This window comes from Dyella flava (assembly GCF_016904955.1).
Taxonomy (GTDB): Bacteria; Pseudomonadota; Gammaproteobacteria; order Xanthomonadales; family Rhodanobacteraceae; genus Dyella_B; species Dyella_B flava.
Genome location: NZ_JADIKE010000027.1, coordinates 25,379 through 44,275, shown reverse-complemented (window position 1 = coordinate 44,275; position 18,897 = coordinate 25,379). Strand labels below are relative to the sequence as shown.

Sequence of the window (18,897 nt, the reverse complement as noted above, 5' to 3'; positions counted from 1 at the left end):
TGATCACGGAGGTGGCATGAAACGTCGGCGCTTTCTCCAATGGGCAGGCGGCCTGACCATCGCAGCATCGTCACCTTTGCGTGCTATCGCGCCATCCGATGACGATCCGGAGGACATCTTCAACAGACTGAAGCAATCAACCGAGCTTCGCTTTGCCGTAGCGGGCGGGAACATCAGCGTCGCGATTGCCGGAAACGCCTCTCCGCTCGACAAACTCCGTATAGAAGCCTGGGTGCGCCGAGGTGCATCGGCGATTTCAGCTTACTTCGGACGGTTTTCGGTGGAGAATTGGGGCTTACTCGTCACGCTCAACGATGGCGATCACATCGGCCCCGCGACGACATGGGGACATCCAAGCTCCATTACGCACATCAACTTGGGACGGAACGTAAGTGACAGCGCCCTGCGCGATGACTGGGTGATGGTGCATGAAATGACGCACTTGGCACTCCCCAGGGTGCCTCAGCGCAGCGCATGGTTTATGGAGGGCAACGCAACCTACGTTGAACCCATTGCTCGCGCACAACGGGGACAACTCACCCCGCAAGAAGTGTGGCGTTGGGCCGTCGATGACATGCCTAAGGGACAACCGCGCGACGGTGATGAGGGGCTCGATCATACCCACACCTGGGGCAGGACGTACTGGGGCGGTGCGATGTACTGGCTACTCGCTGAAATTGCTATCTATAAGAGCAGCGGCGGCCGATATCGCCTGCAGGACGCACTACGAGCCATCAATCGCAAAAGCGGCGGCAATACATCCTTTTGGAGTGTGGAGCAGACCACTTTCGTGGGAGACGCCGCCGTGCACGGGAATGCCCTGGAATCACTTTACCGAGCGCAAAAGGATCGCCCAGTCACCGTTGATCTCACCGATGTACTCCAGCAATTGGGCATCTCGGAAGTCGACGGGGCTATTCGCTTTGACGATCGCGCACCTCTGGCCGGTCTTCGCCGATCTGTCACGACACTACGAGCTCCGACTTAACCCTCTGCCTATACAAATGGAATCTGTTGCAAATGTACCGGGTTGCTGTAACACAAGAAGTTCATGAGCCCGAACTCTTGTGGCTTTAATGGTTGCGCCTCGGCGCCTTTACCTCCCCCCATAGGTTCGGGGCGCAACCATTCTTTTTCGATGCGTTAGAACACTCCGCAGCCGCGGATAAGTACCGCCATCACTCTGGCAGCCCGTGTGCATGCGTTGTATTGGTATGCGCCAAAACAGTTAGTGTTTCTCGAGGGCGGGAGACTCAGCCGACCCCACCTCGATAACACGGGTTATTCGCGTAACAAGGCCGTTAACGACGCTGGCCGCCGATCATATGGGCGCGCCCTCAGGCAGCATCCATCCGGCGAGACTGGAATCAGGCTATTAAGCGCACCCGACTCATTGCCTGACTGGCTACATTTTTCCGGCGCAGGTCAACCTGGGTGCCATACTGGCCAAGCCATCGCGATCAAGACTTCCATTCCTCGGTATACGCAAAACGAGTGGGCCGCAGCGACATATACTGCACGACGCGTGGTCGCTGGGCACGGTTCGGACTGCTGCCATGCGGCAGCAGGTGATGCCAGATAATCATGTCGCCGCGCTTTGCGGCAACCGGCTTCATCGTCAAAGTGCGCCGCGCATGATCCTGCGCATTCACGCCTGCCGGGACGCTTTTCAGCCATTGCTTGAGCGTGCGATGAAAGCCCGGCACGCAACTGAATGCCCCCTGGTCCTCATCAACGTCGGCGAGATACAGGATGCCCTGCAATTCAAGGCAGTGCGGTTCGGCAAGCGTGGCGTCCCAGTGCAAATGCGGCCCGGGGAACGGCCAGTTTTTGCGCTCCGGCGGATTAAATCCGACCTGGTCGATGGTTACCCAAAGATCCTCGCGCCCCCACAGTTGTGCATGGGCCTTATGAATGCGTGGCGCGCGGCGATTGGCTGCCAGCACCGGATGCCGCAGTAGCGGCACCCAGATGGAATGGCCCAGCGATTCGCGATACCAGGACTCCGGGTCATCGCGGTCCATCCCTAAAAAATCGTAGACGGCCATCTCTGCGATTCCTGCCGCTTCCGGGCTGATCGCGTTGCGCAGGATGACGTAGCCATGCTCGTCCCAGTGGGCAAGATCATCGGCGGTCAGGCCTTCGACACGTTCGAGATTACCGACCTCGGCGCCGACGGCCTCGCCTGCCAGTGCACGCCGCAAGCGATCCAGCGAGACTTCTGTCAGTTCGCCGCCATTGCGCTCCCACACCCAGGCTTCGAATTGCACATAACTCGGCCGCTCCTGATGCAAATAGCGCAGGGTTTCCAGCACGTTAAGACGCAAGCCAGCCAGCAACGTCTTCACGACATCCTGCGGTAGCGGCGCAACAGATCCTGGCGCGCACTCGCAAGCCCAGTAAGTGTGCAACTCATCGATACCAAGACTTGTCACCGTCTCGACCATTGCGCTCCCCATTACCTCAGAAATTTTTCAGCCCCGGGCGTCTCGGCGACGCTGCACAGAATCATGAGGCGTTTCGTGTCTGCGGAGAAGGCCGGCCTGGAGCATCCCTCATGCATGTTGGTCACCCGGGTAGTCCCAGGCCAAGAGCTACCCGCCCGGATAGGAGATTTTTCGGATTCGCAGCAACCTAAGCGTTATGCTTCGGCCCATTCGAAGCACGGGATAAAGAATGCATGATAGCTTCCTGGATCCGAAAATCATTCCATTGATCTTGTTGAAAAGTCCGGACGTTGTGCTGAGCAAGGCCAACAAATGTATGCAATCGGCACCATGGTAGACACGGCCACCGTATTTCGCGGCCATTCCTTCATTCAAGTCATACCCATTGAGCCACAACTGTGAAACGATCGGGTCATCGTCACGAGCATTGATGAATGTTGGCTCACCCACTGCTTTGCGCAACCGAAGCATTTGAACGTAGCTTGTGCAAAACGGGCATGCGCCGTCGTAGACAATGACAAGTCTGTGGGAGGTTTTGTCTCTCGATGATGATCCCGAAGCCATTGCACTGTTCACTGTATGCCACACAGATGAATATGAGGGCGACCGCTTTCATTCCATACGCAATTTATTAAAACAACTGACGCGCCGCCCCCTCCGGCACCAGGCTTCCCTGCTCTGAATGCCGAGCATCCGGGTCACGTGGCATCACGAAAGGAAAGCGGTTGACGGGAATGCAAAATCCAAGTTCACCGGCGTGAACGTCCATTGCCTCACGGTATGTATTGCGTTCGACGTAAGCCACGAAAATGGCCGGGGCGGGAGATACCGCTGTTTCAAGCACGCGCAGGGCGTAACGAAAAAAGTAGCGAGAGTAATAATATTCACGTGGCTTGGACAAAACAAATACCGCCAGCTCCGCCGCGCGATTGCCTTTGACGTCGTCGAATCCTGGCAAGCCTTCGATTTTCTTCACTTCAATGTATTGCGAGCGCCGGAACACACGCCAGCTGGCCGGAATGAGGAGATGACCCCATGGTTCGAGGCGAAGATTACTGAACATGGCGAAACTGAATTCCGTTTTGTATCCAAGATAAGGACCGAGGCCATTGAGAAAAAAGACGGCAAAGAAGAGCCATAAAATAGTGTGCTGATGGTGATCCAGCCCATGCCAGAATAAAGATGACAATGGTGCCTTCATCGCCAGCATCGCCGCATACAGGAAGCATCCGGTCAACAAGGCAAACCCGGATTGAATGATCCATGCGGGCTTTCGATAGACATAGTCGCAATTGGCCGCAGCCTTGCGCGGCGTCCAACGCCATACGGTCAATAGTGACATCAAGCATGCGCACACAAGCCATGCCGCGCCGGTACCAGAGGGCGACTGCAATGCCGAGTCGAACTCGACCGGGCTCAAGAACGCAAACAAACCTGTATACATGAACATCGAGAAATTCACGATGCCCATCAATGCCAGGATGAAGTGAAAGCAGATGCCCATGACAAGGCCTGCCAACCTGGTTTTCTCGAAACACAACAGAATGGGAATCATCACCTCAATGCAGACGGTGCCATATACACCGAAGTAGCGATAAAACCGCACCAGACCCTGGCGACTGATACCCCTGTCCATACAAAAGAAATCCACAAAGGCGGTGGCGCAGCTTTTCTTCATGACGAAATATTCGCGGTTTAATTTGTGAAAAAAAGCAAAAAAATAAAGGATGAGGACGAGTCCTTGCGTGCCTGCGATGACGAAGACGACGCTCCCGGTCGTCACCATCCCTTGTGCACCGCCAAATGCTCCTATGCACAACAACAGCAAGATAAACCAGGCGAAGATCATATGATTCGCCAGGCGCAGCGAGTAGCTGGCAATTTTTAGCGTCAACATCACGAGACAGGTGGGATACAAATAGATTTCCATCGGCCGCCAGATCAGGCCGAGGCAGGCCAGCAACAAGCCCGCATGTACTACCAGCTTGCCTGGAGCGCTAAGTCGCAACCCGAAGGTGGGCAAGATGCAGTTAACAAGGTAAGCCTTGCCGTCCCGGCAAACGTAGAGGGCATCATGCACCAGGATCGAACATGCAATCAGGCGAACGAAAAGCCTGTACCACTCGAGATTTTCCAAGTTCCCCTCCAGCTACCATGAAGTGTCCGGCTGGCTGTATCAAGTCATGACGTTAACGGTTACAGCTCGATCAAAGGGACTCTTTCGCCGTCGATCATCACGCTCTGTGCCGCCGCGGCTTCAATGTCAAGACCGGGACAAACCGCCGATCCGGCATCTTTAGTATGAAACGTCGAATCGACGCGCCCAGCAGCCGAAACACGCGATCCGCCACAACAGCATCAATTGTTCCTTGTCGTCCACAGCAGGTGGCGTCAAGGCTAGGATGATGCCTGCTTCCGAGAACAGCTGAGTCCAGTCGCGCACTGTGTCCAGCACTGCGGACCGAAGCGCGGCCCGCCCCTCCCCGCGCAGCCATGTCGCCTCAAGTGCCGAATAGCTTCCCTTCCCGCGATGGTCAAGCAATGCTTGCGGCAGAACATCGTGTAACGCACGCCGTAGCAATAGCTTGGTCTCGTCGCCGCGTAATTTATGCAGATTGCCAAGCGCGATGGAGTATTCGACCAGGCGATGATCCATGAACGGTACATGGGTCTGAATACCGTGCGCGGCACCGATCCGGTCATTATGCCGCATCATCATCGGCAAGTCGCCGTGAAACATGCGCTCACGGCACAACTCCCCCAGCGATTTCGCTCCGATGATGGCGCGCGAAAAGCGCGCGTTTAACCGCTCACGCCATGCGCTGACGAAACAGCCGAAGCCGGTGGCGTGCCCATGAAACTGCAGGCTTGAGCGCGAGGACATATCACCATGGGCGTCCGCGACGGATTCTCCGGCCATGAATAAGCGATGCTCCTGCACCATGCTCATGTAGCCACATAATTGTTCGTCCGCCCCCTGCCCGTCGAGCGTGGCGCGTATGCCATGACTCGCGGCCAGTTCGAACAACATCCACTGCGCAGCCAGACTCGCCCGCCCGAACGGCTCATCCATGTGCCACACCAGCCTGTCCATGACACGGAAGGGATCAAGTGGACCGGTATGCGTGACGTGGCTGCTGCCGCGACAGCGTGCCAGAACCGACCTCAACAGTTCTGGCTCATCATAAACAGGGTCGCCGAAGCAGGCCTTGAAGGTCACGAGTGCATCGTCGCCGTGATTTAACGCCAGCACACCGGCTATCGCGGAGCTGTCGAGTCCACCCGACAAACAAAGTCCGCGCGGCCCCGTTTCGCGCCACTGCGAACTGACAGCCTGCATGAAAAGACCGCGAAAACCCTCTGCCGCGCTGGGCTCGTCCAGCACCAGCGAACCCGCTGGCGGCAGTTCGTACCAACGCCGGCATGCAGGCAGCGCCGCACCCGGCCTCCATTCGTTCATATCAAGTTCCAGCCGGGCACCGGCCGGTATGCGTTGAACATCGGCGAACAAAGTGCGTTCGCCATGGTCGGTCAGTCCTGACACCAGAAAATCGAAACAGGCATCATGGTCGAGGCGGGACTGGCTGTCTGGCAACGCAAAGAATTGCTTCATCTCCGAGGCAAACGCAATCCCCTTGCCGTGCCAATATACATACAACGGCTTCATGCCAAAGCGGTCGCGTACCGCGTGCAGGCGTTTGTGCTCGCCGTCCCAGATAACGAAGGCGAACATGCCGGTCAAACGTGCGAACCCCTCCACGTCACCCCGCTCGAACAGAAACAGTACACGCAGGGCATCACTGTCCACACGGGCATCCCCGATCCATTCATCCAGTTCGGCGCGGTTGTAAAGCACGCCATCGAAGATGATCCAGTTGCGACTGGACGCCAGCGTGCCCGGTCCCGGGTGATCCGACCCATCATGGTGGGCCGCCCAGAGATGTAGCGGGCCGGCCGGCGTGCTGAGACTTTGAAGATCCGTTGCCACCGAGCCGCGATGGGCGACGCGGAGAATGACGTCGCCCGGTGGATCGTCGCCCAGGGATGCCCAGATTGCCGGCATCAGGCGGCGGCCTGGGGCAATTTGGCCAGATAGTTATTCCACGGCACAGCCACTGCAAGCTCGGTGCTGCAACCGCCGTACACGCGGATGATATTGGCCGCCGTGGCAACAGCCATCAAGTCGTCCGATTCAACGATGTCGATGCCGTCAAAACTGCCGCCGAGCACGATGAACTCGTTGCTCCATTTGCCTGTCAACACGGGCGCGGCCGCGATGATGTTGTGTTTGACAGCGGCGGAACGCTGCGGCAGCGTAGCGTGATCAAATCCCTGGGGAAATTTGGTGATGACTGCATACTTGCGGGCGCCATCGCCTGCGCTCGCCAAGCGTGCGGGAGGCTCATGTTTGAGGCTCGAAAATGCAGACAGGTATTCGCCCCAACCCACCACAGGCAGCACCTCGGTCTGCGCCTGACCATGGACCGAGATGATGTTGGCGGCGCGCGAAACAGCATCGACATCATCGGTGTGGAAAATATCGATGGCATCGATGCTGCAGCCCAAAAGTGCGAACTTGGCGCCACACTTGCTGGCCAACTCGGGTACAGCGGCAACTGTCTTCTGCTTGACTAATGCCGCGCGACTGCGCAGCGTCGCCAGATCGTGGCCGGAATTGAATCGCGTGACAATCATATATTGAGCCATGTCAGTTCCTTGTTCAGTTGGGAAAGGTCGTGAACTGGATCGATGAACTCGCCGTGCAGACCTTTTATTGATCAAGCCAATGCATGAAATAAGGTCTGGCGTCTTCGTGAAACTGCTGAAACACGCTCTTTGGAATGAGAGGAACGGAATTGTCCTTGCCGCCAGCTTGCTCGGCGATCCTATGAAAATCAGGTGAGCCCTTACGCCGCACTTCCAGGTTGAGCCACCACGGGGCATAGCGAATGGCGACAGCCACCCTTGGCGCATCCGTGAAATTGGTAGCTACCGCATGCCACAGGCGACTGTCATACAACAGCAGACTGCCGGCGGCGCCAGTCACCTGCATCTCGCCAGGCTGGGGTGCGAAGCGATCCACCCCATTGTCATTGCTCGGATTGGTCGGCGATCGATGGCTACCTGGGACTATCCATGTGCCACCACTCTCCGGCGAAAACGGTGTAAGCATGAGGATGCCCGATACCTGCATCGCCACATCGGCATACGGAGCCCGCATGTAGGTCGCCAGGGATTGATTGAACGGCCAATCCGAATGCCAGTAGCCGCGCTCGTTTCCCGGGTAGTTGACAAGGCCTGAAATCGACGAAACGCGCACGGAGGGGCCAATGATCGATTCCACCAGCTCGATAATGCGTGCGTCGGTTGCATATTGCGCCAGTTCCGGAATGTAGTTGATCAAAGCCTGTGCGTGCCCGACACCGGATGGTGGCCGTTGTTGTCCGGACGCATTGAACTTCTTGACCATGGCGCTCCACTCGTGCCGCTGGGAGATCTCCTGATCAATGACCGCCTTGGCCAGCAAATCCGTGGTCGTGCGTGAGATGAGATTGGGCAGGACACACCAACCCTCGCTCATTATCCGTGTCGCCCTGTCTTGCGTTTCTGTGTTGCTGATTGTCATGGGTAGCCAGCCCTTACTTATGGGGTCGCCAGAGAAGCCTTGGCCTAGATTGAGCCGTCTATAACAACATCCAGTAGCACCGCTTCGTTGCGGGAAATCGCCATTTCCAGTGTTGGGCCCAACGCTGCGGCATCGCGTATCGTGACAGCGAAAACCCCCATCGCGCGTGCCACTGCCGCTATGTCGCACTGCGGCGGCAAGTCCATTCCGATGAAGCGGCTATCGAAACGGTCGACGTGCAGTATTTCCCGCTTGTAAACCCGCATGTTTTGCTTGAGGACGCGGTAGGAACGGTTATTGCACACCACATACACCACCGCTATGCGCGCCATGGCCGCCGTGCAAAGTGCCTGAATCGTCATCATTGCACTGCCATCGCCAACGACGGCAACGACAACCTGTTCCGGCTTGGCGAGCTTGATGCCCAAGGCAGCTCCCATCCCCCAGCCAATGGCAGCGCCGCCGCGGCCCTGATAGCCATCCGGATCGCCAAACTCAAATGCCTCGTGCAGATCCTTGCTGGATGAAATGGCGTCATCAACCAGCATGGCGCCGCGCGGCAGTGCGCGTGCCAGTTCGCGCATCATGAGTCTGGCTGGCATTGGCTGGCTGGCGTCATATGGCACATGTTGGCTCGTCTCGCGTGCACCACGCTGCTCCCTCGCGCTACGCAAGCGCGATCCCGCCCGTTTGTGCTGGGCCGGAGTTAACGCATTTGTCAGGCGAGCGGCCAGTTGTGCCAGCGCTGTCTTCGGGTCGGCAACAATGCCTATCTCCGTCGACTCGCTTTTTGCCACTTCTTGCGCGGCCGAGTCGATGTGGATTAGTTTGGTTGAGCCTTCGAGCGCCCTGCCCGAAAAATAGAAGAACCCGCTAAACACATTGGTTCCGACGGCAAGCACGATGTCCGCTTCACTTAGCATGCGTCGCGTGGCTGGAAATAGCTGCCCCAACGCCCCCTTGAACAGCGGATGTCCGGTCGGAAAGTTTACGCGCCCGAGACACGTGGCGTAGACATCAGCGCCCAGCAATTCGGCAACGCGCACCACTTCGACGCAGGCGCCGGATTGACCCACGCGGTCGCCCACCAGGATCACCGGACTGACGGCTGTCGAAAGCAGAGCCGCGGCCCGTTCCAGCGCCTGCTCATCGGGCGCGATCCTGTCGAAGGCTGGGCTGGAAGGTATTATCTCAACGCTGGCCTCTTCGTTTAGCGCGTTCGCCGCAAAGCCAATGTAGGTGGGGCCGGTCGGCGCGGTCTTGGCTTCTTTGAAGGCACGCCGCATCAGACCGGGAATTTGCTCCGGATGCGTGGCCTCGGCACTCCATTTGGTAAATTGCGACACCATCTGAGGCAGATCGGTTCTGCCCTCGCAAAGCTTGCGAATGTCCTTGTTTGCCGATGACAAAACGATGGGCGTACCGCCATCGGCCGCATCGGCTAATAGACTGATGCCATTGGCCAGGCCGGTGTCTATATGCAGACTGACAAAAGATGGACGACCACTCGCCCGCGCATAACCATCCGCCATGCCGACAGCCACACCTTCGTGCAGCGCAAGGACGTAATCGATGTCGTGATAGGCCTCCAGTGCATCGAGTAATGGCATCTCGCTTGTGCCCGGATTGCCGAAGATGTGCGTGACGTGCTCGGCACGCAGCATCTCAAGCACCATCTGGCGACCGCTCAGGCGTTGTGTTGCCATGCCGTGCTCTTTTCAGCGACGGGAACATGTTCGCTGGCGAGGTGGCCGCACGCGCCATCGTAGGTGTCGGCATCAACCTCGACCAAAGTCAGCGCGTTGAACTCCGCAAGCCGCTCGAACATAATTTCGCGCACCAGCCGATCATGTCCGTCACGCATGGCTTTATCAATTATGGCGGCCGTGTAGGCTATGTGGCGTGTTTCATCGAACAGCACGGAATCAACGATCTTTTCCAGCCGCGCACGAACGGACGGTTCGCAGTGCAAAACGATGACCGAGCGCAGAAGAAGCTGGTGAATTCGCGTTCTAATTTCACCGATATTGGTTTGAATCAATTCGTCGAGCGTGACGGAAAAATGATTAGGCTCTGACGGCTCCGGAACGTTGTGCCGCGTATATCTCGGAGTATCCGCCATTAGTTCGCCCCACTTCATGTCGTCCGCCGCATCAGGAAAGGTTAATTTGGCCATCAGCAGATAAAATCGGGCGTGCCGCGCTTCATCGATCGCATGACTGCGAATCTGGACGGCAATATCAGGGTCGGCGGTTCGCGCAGCGATTTTCCATAATTGACGGGATCCTTCTGATTCCTTGCTGGCATTGGCAACCAGAGAGTGAACAAACCACATGGGATCACGCGCACGTTTTCGGTAGGCGTCGCCATACCAACGCTGGCCGAAGGGAACCGGATGCGCGTCCATGGACTTGAGCAACAAGTCTTCATATAGCGGCAAAGGGGCGATACCAAGTTCATGCAGCGCCAAAAGCGTCATGTCCGCAACAAACTTCATGCAATTCCCCCTTGAAGCCCGTAGAAATGCCTGAGTCGCAGTCACAACCCGCATCACGCCACAACGGCGCGTGGCGGCATCACCCGCTGACGTGCGAGCAAGGCTGGAGAAGCCCCATTTCGAAGGCAATCGGCACTCGTGAGCAGTGCGGTGAAACGCGCTGTTTCACCGCTGCTCCTGAGTCATCATTGAGCCGGCTACCTCAGTCGGTGAGGCTCTGTGCCGAGTGCACACTCATTGCGTGCGCTGACGACATTCCTTGTACGGGCAATTCCAGGCAGAAAAATCGCCTTTCGGCAGGCTTTGTGTCGTATCCTCAACAAGCTTGGCGGCGGACTTGTCGGCCCGCTCGATCGAGTCAATGTCCGACGCAGACGGAACGAAATTGATATTTTCGCTAATTGACATGGCGACCATCCTAGTATGAGCTGTGATTGATAACGAACCCTTTTGTACGTCAAATATTTTCGTGCGAACACTACACGCACAACCCACCAAAATGATGGGGCGAGCTCTGATGTCACTTGGGTGGTACAGCTTTGGAGAAAACACATTTCGCGTGCGATGCTAATCGGACGATAAATCACGTGACGTCAATGTGAAAAAAGCCATCAAGGCACGAGTTTTCGTCCATGTTTTAAAATTTTCATGGCATTTAAGTATTAAACGCGGATATTTAATGTAAAAACTAATAGAACATTTGTTCTTAACAATTTCATACACACCATTATAGACGCTATTAATGCAATTTAACTTCGTACTTGCGTCACGAAGCGCAAGAAATTATGTAACCAAAATCCTGCGGGTCACGTAACAGCATCTGCCGGAATTTCTCCTGAAACAGGAACAAGGCAGACGTCATTCTGGAGAAGCTCAGAATGACGCCCAAATACCCGGCAAGCAGCGCGTTGGATAGCCGCCATATTCACGTTGCCAAGGCTGAGCGGACATAGCCACTGAGCCCAGGCCAAACTTCAAGGCTTAACGACTTCCTCGAAGCGAATCGGCCGGTCGAGTAGCGCCAGGGATGGTATCGGACCTTGCGGCTGCTGGTAGTTATTGATGGCGTATGAGTAGCAATTCGCCATGCTGTGATTACCGTCCGTGGTCAGATATTCCGCCGTGAAATCCACTGGCGTCCCGACATGCTGATACACCATCGATCCAGTCAACGGCGGAGGAACAGCCGGGACAATGTCCTCGGTGTTCACGATGCGGAAAGTGGTGGCCTGTGCGTTCCAATTCATCCCCGCGGCAAATCCCGTATCGCCAACGCGTGGACTGGCAAAATTGTAGTGCACGTAGCTGCGGGATCCTCCGGGCGGAACTGACGAATTCTTCGCTATATCAGGCACCGCCAACGACGAGTACGCGGATCCCATGCTGTGACCTGTAATCAGCAGCCGGCTAACCGTACCAATCTTGCCTAGCTGCGCAAGAAGTGCGGCACGCATCGTTGCGTAGACCCCGTTCCAGCCAGTCTGGACGTTGCCGAATCCTGGAGTGAACGTATATGGGGCCTGGTCTATCTCGGCGTCGACAATGCCGTCGATGTAGGTCATCGTGCCTCGAAAGACGACAAATGCATTCCCGTGTCCATCCCATGCAACAAATCCAAAGGGTTCTGGATAGGAATAACCATAGATGGTGATAGTGCCCCAAATGGCCGCACTGTAATTCAAGGTTGGGCCATTAGGCTTCCAGGTGAAACTGGACTGTTCTGGATAACCTTGATTCTTCCATTGATTGAACTGATCGTAAGCGGTGAGAACCAATGCAGCACAAGCCGATGCCTCGGTTTGACTAAAACCAGGCGGGAAATACATCGGCAGGCTTGAAGGTGCGGTGGTCATCGGACATCTCCTTACGTTCGGTAACGTTGGACGGCTTGATCCCCCTGAACACGGTGGCGCCGACAAAGGATGGCGCGCCAGCCATCAGGTAGCGCGCCATCCACGCAGACACCGTCAAAAATTATTGTTTTTGATCGGACCCGAACTTTGCACTCAAGCCACCGTTGAACGGCTTCGGATCACTGGAAACGAGGCAGTTGTAGTCCTTGTCGGCATTAAGAACCAGCACCGACGATTTCGCTCCCTTGAAGTCGAGTCCGATCGAGAACAAAACGTAGGTGCCGGGCAACCCGGCCGGACGAAATGCACCAAAGGCGTACTGATTCGCCAGACCAAGCGGTGAGAGTGGAATGCTGATCTCAAGCGGTTCCGTGACGTGCGGAGACGGGAGCGACGACGTGGCGCTCATCATCAGCGACTTGGTATCGATGGAGTAGCGGGTCGTGACGAAGTCATTGAGGTACCGGGAATTCGGTGCGGACACCTGTTTGCGGCAGGCAGCGGTATCTTCAGGCTTTGGGTCCGGCTGCCCCGTCTGCAACGTTGCGAATACATGGGTCAGCTGAACCTTTGCCGTCCCGGTGACAGGTGCCGCGACAGCAGCTTGCCCATAAGACATGGCGATCAACGATGTCACGCCACATGCCAACAAATAACCTAAACGAGTGTTCTTAATGCGCATATTGGCTCTTTCCTTGTTGAAGTTACACAACTAATGACCTTTGCGTCGGTGACAGCGTCGTAATCAATGCGCGACTTCCGCCACACGTCAATGGCCGCATTCGTGCGTCTAATAACTACCGCGTTGCTCCGGGCAGAAAAGCTGGCGCGCAGGATTCCACGGCAGTCGAACCTTCGTCCGATTGCCAACAAAAAAGCTCGATGAAATACCCCTGCGCCAAGCCAGAGAATTAGCCCACCAATAGAAACACCAAATGGGCGCCGAAAACCCCGGCGACCAGTGCTTGATGCAGCAAATTGACCCGCCCTGGCCGACTAATACGAATCCCTGAATTCCCCTTTAGCAAAACGAAGCTAGCATGCGTCCATGTGGAAATGGCGTGAATGGAGAGCACGTCGAGGTAAGTGCCGATCAACGTCCAGCACTGCACGGATGTACCGCGAATAGTGATACGCGCGCATCCACGGCAGCTCTGGCGGCGGAAAATCGCTGTGCCAGGTGGCGCGATATCGCAAGTGCAAATTGCGGCGCGCAGCGGCTGCCGCACGCTCCAACCTGATGCCGCCCGCAGCGAAATCCTGCAAAGCGGAAAGAAGTTCTTCCGCACCGATGCCACCATCCACGCCGAGGGCCGGCGCCCATAGCGAGGCCAGCACCTGCGGAAGTTGATGCCACTCTTGCGCTGTCATATCGAGGCGTTCCGCGCCGTCGAATACCGTCATGCTCTCGGCGATAGCCAGATACCCTGCATCATGGGTGAGCGCCTGCACGAGCATGGCAGCCTGGTAAGTTCTCCAGGCCCTGGAGAAGATCGATAACGCCGATGCCAGCAGCGCATCGTCGGTATTATTGACAAGGCTACCCGTAGCGCCATCGCTCCAATACCACGCCAAACCATGCAGCAGACGCCGGGCCCTCTGGCGATCGGCCGATGGCTGCTCGGTGGTGACTTGTTCGTTACCGAGCAGAAGGTGCAGCGCAAACATGCCGCGCAGCTGTGCGGCTTCCATCTCCGCGAGACACTCGGTCAGCATTCGGCTGTCGGTCTCGGCGGGTGGAAATGAAGAAGTCCATTGCTGCGATGCTTGCTCGAGATCCTGGATCATTACGTCCAAGGCGTCATCAGTAAGCGGCTCCGGTTCGTTGGCAAGCAGACGCAGACGCAACAACAACTCGTGCGCCATTCGGGCAGCGGGGTCCGCGACATCCTGACCGATACATTCGCTTCGGGCACCCAGCCGGGATTGATAGATGGCCCGACGCTGTATCGCTTCCCACACGCCACGATGACTTTCGTCGAGATCGGCAACGCCGCTGCTACTCACTATGGCATGAATCCATTCAAGGGCGGCACGTGCGTCATGGGCATGCGCTACATCGCCCTCTCCGTCGGCACGGGCGATCTGTGCCTCGACATCGGCCAGCGCACCGACCAGGGGCGCCCGCAACATTTTCAGGGCGCGGGCATCGGCCTGCGCCAGTTCACCGAGGATGACGACACGCCCCTGATCGTCGGTGCCGAAATGCAGCCCCTGGAACAATACGTTCCAGCGCTCGCCGGTTTCGTTACCGATCCGTACCGCCCCGGCGAGTGCCGGCGTGTAGCACCGGAAGCTGGTGAATGCTTCATCCGATAAGCGTAACACCGGCACCCTGTCGTCTTTGCTGCGCGCATCGATCGAGAAAGCGAACAGCGTGACCCGTTGCCCCGGCAGCGTTATCGGCTCATCGCTGCGAAGCGAAAGTTGCCGGCCGAACAGGCACAGTGATTGCGTTGCATCCAGGCGAGCGACAAGCGATGCACTCACCGACGTCGTGTCACCAAGAACCAGGTTGTCGCCGTTGTCGCGCACGACGATATCGCCGTCATGACCAGTCTCGACGGCCTCGCCACCCAAAGGAATGCGTACGGCATCGCCGAAGCGCTGCAGCAGCGCGCCCTTCAACACGCGCTGCCAGGCGATCGCGCGATAGTTCTCCATGTAGGGACTATGCGCGGTAAATTCGATACCGATCGGAACGCTGCGCTGCAAACCATCGAGCAAAGCCGCGATGTTTTCGCCCGGTCGCACGAAAGGGGTCAGCAGATTGTCTGCGGCAGCGGAACGATGGCCGCGCCACGCTCCGGCGGCCACGCTGCGCTCCAACAGCGGATCGCCCGCCGCGCTGACGATCCAGCCGCGCGCTGCGATCCATTCGTCACCGGTATAGGCAAAAAATGCCTTGGCCAGCGGCCCGTCGGCATCGCACGCCGACTGTGACCAGAGCGTCCGCAGCAAGCGATAACGCTGCGGGTGGCAGACCATGACCTGAAACAGGCGGTCGCCCATGCCGATCCGCGTCACAAAGTGCGTTCCGCACGTATCGAAGTAATCCAGGTAACGGTCGGCCTGCTGCTTGTGGACGATGGCGTCAGCACCGCCATGACCGCACGCGCGCCCTGCGACACGCAGGCGGCCCATGGCGTGACGGCCTTCGCGCGTCCAATAGTTGTCGATATGGATGCGCCTCCCGACACCGCCCTCTTCCGCCTCGTGCCGGTGATCGGCATCTTCGCGCCGCAACTGCAGCAAGACCAGGCCGCCGCCTTCGAGTTGCTCCACCGACAGATGCAGCAGTGCGCTCAGCGAAGCCAGCACTGCAGCACGCCTTCCGCCACCAAGCATCAAGGCGCTCGGTGGCAAGGCAAAACGGCCGGCGTCGGCAAGTATCGGGCGAACACGATAGGCGAACAGCGCGTCCACCAATGATTCGAGCGTATCGTGCAAGCCAACTTCGGGTGAACCCCAACTCCCCCTGCCCGCGGGTTCGGGCACGGGAACCCCCACCCATGCCGCGCATGGCGGCAAATCGAACGGCGCCGCCGTGCCGGATGACCCGAACCAGGCAGGACGAAGCCCGTGCAGCACATTCACACTGTTTCCCAACTGCACGATCGCACTCATTACCAACAGCGCCTCAGTTTGGCGAAAAGCGGCCGGCGATCAGCAGATCGGCGGGAACCTGCACCTGGCTCATGCTGATCAAGTTGCCCGGAAAAACCAGGTTCTTCAAGGCGAAATACGTCACCGGAGAAAACGACACGCCTGCCATCGAGTTGCGAATGTCGTTATTGAGAATGTCCTGCAGGCGCGATTTCATCTCGCCTTCGGCACCGCCGCTGACCGTCACCGACGGCGTGCCCGGCACGATCCGGATCGCCTGGCCCTGCCCGCTGCCGGACAAGGCCACCGCGTAACGCGCCGACACGGTGATGTCGACCGGCGCATTGCCCTGCGTGTGAATCTGCTGCGAGAGCGCGAAACCTTCAGTGGCCGTACCGGTGTAGTCGCCGCCCAGATACACGCTGTAAGTCACATCATGACGATTGCAGCAATTGCCGTAGCTGAAACTGCCCTGGAAATGCATCTGCGGATTGATGGTGGCATACCACGCGTTGTAGCCGTTTTTCGGCGGCAGCGGAATCAGCGAAAAACCGCCGCCGTGGTTGTTGAATCCGCGCGTCAACACGTCCTGGTAGAGCACGCGCGAACTGATCATCAAGGTGCAGGTCAAGCCGTCGGCGGTGGGAATCGGCTCGTTGACATTGATCACATTGCTCGACGGCGTGCTGCCGTTAGTGGTGATCAGCAACTGCACGATGGTATTGCCGGCATTGGTGGTCACGACGTTGAAACGAAACGATCGCGGCGTCAGCCCGGGCGAGCCGGCAAGGCTCTGGAAATCGATGGAGGCCAGCACATAGCGGATCTGGTGCGTCGCGAACCAGCTCTTGAGCTGGTTGACCAGCACGGTATTGTCCACCCCCACGATGGTCAACGCATTCAAGGTAAACGCGCCCTGCGCAAACGACAGCACCAGCGACTGCGCATTGTTGACGATGCCCTGCACCTGTTGCAGTGCCACCGTGCCGGACAGGTACGGGTGCTTGGACATGTCCACCGGTTGTGGATTGGCCCATTCCACGCGCGGATCGTTGGGCGACAGGTTGGCGGTCGCCGGGTTGAAGTTTTGCGGCACCACCATGGTGCCCAGGCGCGATGCGCCCTGCAGGATATCCTGGCGCACCGTGACTTCGTTGCGGCCGCTGGTGAACTGAAACAGCGGCGCGCCCAGCTCGACGTTGAACTGTGTGACGTTGGTGTAATACCCCTGGCCATGCGGCACCGGCAGCACGCCTTCGCACCAGATGACGGCGATCGACAATCTGCCGGTCTGGCCAGTCTGCTGGTTCCATTGCGCCATGAAGAACGTGTTGACCGAACTCTCCAGCAGGTTCATCACGGCATCCCAGCCTTGCAGTACCTCCTTGTTCTGGTACATCTGCTGCAGCAGGTTGCTTAACGTCGCGGGGCTTGCGGGCATCGGAAATCCTTTGGCTCAAGCCTTTGTGTCGGGATCGAAATTGCCGACCATGACCAGGTCGCCAGGGATCTGCACCGCATCGATCACCGTCTCGTCACCAGGAAAGCGCACGGTGCGCAACGCGAATGCGGCCAGCGAGGCCAGCGATGTCGCATCCAGATCGCTGCGGATTTCCTGGCTGAGAATTTGATCCAGATAAGGCTTGAAGGTGTTCTCGGCCACCCCGGCACCGGCCACCGTCGCCTGCGTACCAGCGAAGCTCAGCGTTTGCTGCCCCGGGTTGCCGCTGCATTTCACGGGGTAGTTCTGGGCGATATCGAACTGAAGGTCGACGTTCGCGCCGGGGTCGGTATAGGTGGACACTACCAGGCCCTCATTTGGCGACCCGATGAAGTTCAGCCCGATTTGCGCCTGCTGGCTTACCGGCGGCATGGCGTTGCCCCAATCCACGGTACCCGCGAAATACATGCGATTCTGCGTTTGCAGGAACCACGCGCCATGGCCGGCGGGCGGCGCGGCAGCGGCCAGCTTCACATGTTGCGAAAGCGTATTGAATTCCGGCGCGACAACGTCCTGGAATACTTTTTGACTGCTGAACATCAATGACCAGTCCGCACCGTCGACGACCGGTAGCGGTTCACCGAGATCGACCCCGGTGCCGGTCGGCGCGGGCGTATCGCCCGTGGCGAAGTGCACCTGCAGCACCTGGTTCCCGCCGGGAGTGCGCACCGTAAGCAGCGCGAGCGAACGTGGCTGCAACGCCGGCGTATCAGCCTGGGTACTGTCGTCGACAGTCGCTACCAGCAGCTTGCCGTTACTGTCGCCCAGCACATTCACCAAGTGCTGAACCAAGGCCCCGCCGTCTCCTGCCGCCGCGGGCAGATGGTGTGCCGCCGCGGACGCAGCTGCCGTATCAAGCACGATGTCGAAGCCGGACGCGCCGCTGCCGGCGGGACGAACGACCAGCGGCACTTCGATATCCACGCGTGCCGCCGGATGAGCCGGCACGTTCACTGCGCTGTCGGTGTCCCAGGCGACACTTGCGGCGTCGGCGGCAGTCGGCATCGTTGTAGCCTTGCCCGAACGACCGAGCACCTGCTGCACCGGGTGGCTGATGGCGAGCGCCGAACGCCCATGCACCACGCTTATTTGCGGCTCGCCCAAGACGAAGGTCATCTGTCCAACACCGCGCATCGCATTGGCGACGCCTGGACCGGGCGGCAACGGTTGCGCGCTGAGCAAGGTAACGCTGTGCGTTCCGGCCTGATCCATGGGCCATTGGTTGCGCACGCGCCGCGCGAGGTAGTCGCCGTTGATATTCAGTACGGCACTCCAGCCGTTCAATACCGATCCCTTCGCGTACATCTCTTGGAACAGTTGCGCCTTGGTGGCAGCGCTGCTGGTGTTCATGAGGTTTCCTTGGCTTG

General features: G+C 58.1%; 15 protein-coding genes. 1 reads left to right on the top strand and 14 read right to left on the bottom strand.

Features of this window, described 5'->3' with window-relative positions:
- The first annotated feature begins 16 nt into the window (after nt 1–16).
- Complete coding sequence (locus ISP19_RS03600; protein WP_204679976.1) at nt 17–988, top strand: hypothetical protein; 972 nt, start codon at nt 17–19, stop codon at nt 986–988.
- A 472-nt stretch (nt 989–1,460) separates the two neighbouring features.
- Here ISP19_RS03600 and ISP19_RS03595 read toward each other — a convergent pair whose 3' ends face one another.
- The 14 genes from ISP19_RS03595 to ISP19_RS03530 all read right to left on the bottom strand — a co-directional run bounded on the left by ISP19_RS03595 (nt 1,461) and on the right by ISP19_RS03530 (nt 18,880).
- Nucleotides 1,461–2,447 (bottom strand): phytanoyl-CoA dioxygenase family protein, encoded by a 987-nt coding sequence (locus ISP19_RS03595; RefSeq protein ID WP_204679974.1) that lies wholly within the window; start codon nt 2,445–2,447, stop codon nt 1,461–1,463.
- 147 nt (nt 2,448–2,594) lie between these two features.
- On the bottom strand, nt 2,595–3,011 hold the full coding sequence (locus ISP19_RS21595) for a DCC1-like thiol-disulfide oxidoreductase family protein (RefSeq protein ID WP_204679972.1): 417 nt from the start codon (nt 3,009–3,011) through the stop codon (nt 2,595–2,597).
- A 67-nt stretch (nt 3,012–3,078) separates the two neighbouring features.
- Nucleotides 3,079–4,584: a hypothetical protein gene (locus tag ISP19_RS03585; RefSeq protein WP_204679970.1), complete on the bottom strand. Its 1,506-nt coding sequence runs from the start codon at nt 4,582–4,584 to the stop codon at nt 3,079–3,081.
- A 159-nt stretch (nt 4,585–4,743) separates the two neighbouring features.
- Nucleotides 4,744–6,435: an asparagine synthetase B family protein gene (locus tag ISP19_RS03580; RefSeq protein WP_204679968.1), complete on the bottom strand. Its 1,692-nt coding sequence runs from the start codon at nt 6,433–6,435 to the stop codon at nt 4,744–4,746.
- Nucleotides 6,436–6,509: 74 nt separating this feature from the next.
- The gene (locus tag ISP19_RS03575) at nt 6,510–7,154 is read right to left on the bottom strand and encodes a hypothetical protein (protein ID WP_204679965.1); all 645 of its coding nucleotides are present in this window, start codon (nt 7,152–7,154) and stop codon (nt 6,510–6,512) included.
- A gap of 64 nt (nt 7,155–7,218) precedes the next feature.
- A complete protein-coding gene (locus ISP19_RS03570) occupies nt 7,219–8,028 on the bottom strand; it encodes a phytanoyl-CoA dioxygenase family protein (RefSeq protein ID WP_204679963.1) in 810 nt (269 codons plus the stop codon).
- Between the two features lie 89 nt (nt 8,029–8,117).
- The gene (locus ISP19_RS03565) at nt 8,118–9,749 is read right to left on the bottom strand and encodes a thiamine pyrophosphate-binding protein (protein ID WP_204679961.1); all 1,632 of its coding nucleotides are present in this window, start codon (nt 9,747–9,749) and stop codon (nt 8,118–8,120) included.
- Between the two features lie 11 nt (nt 9,750–9,760).
- Complete coding sequence (locus ISP19_RS03560; RefSeq protein WP_204679959.1) at nt 9,761–10,570, bottom strand: hypothetical protein; 810 nt, start codon at nt 10,568–10,570, stop codon at nt 9,761–9,763.
- A gap of 234 nt (nt 10,571–10,804) precedes the next feature.
- The gene (locus tag ISP19_RS03555; protein ID WP_204679957.1) at nt 10,805–10,978 is read right to left on the bottom strand and encodes a hypothetical protein; all 174 of its coding nucleotides are present in this window, start codon (nt 10,976–10,978) and stop codon (nt 10,805–10,807) included.
- 566 nt (nt 10,979–11,544) lie between these two features.
- Entirely contained in the window at nt 11,545–12,423 is an 879-nt protein-coding gene (locus ISP19_RS03550; protein ID WP_204679955.1) for a lipase family protein, read from the bottom strand.
- 121 nt (nt 12,424–12,544) lie between these two features.
- Nucleotides 12,545–13,042: a hypothetical protein gene (locus tag ISP19_RS03545; protein ID WP_204680086.1), complete on the bottom strand. Its 498-nt coding sequence runs from the start codon at nt 13,040–13,042 to the stop codon at nt 12,545–12,547.
- Between the two features lie 416 nt (nt 13,043–13,458).
- A complete protein-coding gene (locus ISP19_RS03540; protein WP_204679953.1) occupies nt 13,459–16,050 on the bottom strand; it encodes a hypothetical protein in 2,592 nt (863 codons plus the stop codon).
- Between the two features lie 13 nt (nt 16,051–16,063).
- Nucleotides 16,064–17,470, bottom strand: coding sequence for a hypothetical protein (locus ISP19_RS03535; RefSeq protein ID WP_204679951.1), 1,407 nt, complete (start codon nt 17,468–17,470; stop codon nt 16,064–16,066).
- A gap of 15 nt (nt 17,471–17,485) precedes the next feature.
- Entirely contained in the window at nt 17,486–18,880 is a 1,395-nt protein-coding gene (locus ISP19_RS03530; protein WP_204679949.1) for a DOMON domain-containing protein, read from the bottom strand.
- Nucleotides 18,881–18,897 lie beyond the last annotated feature (17 nt).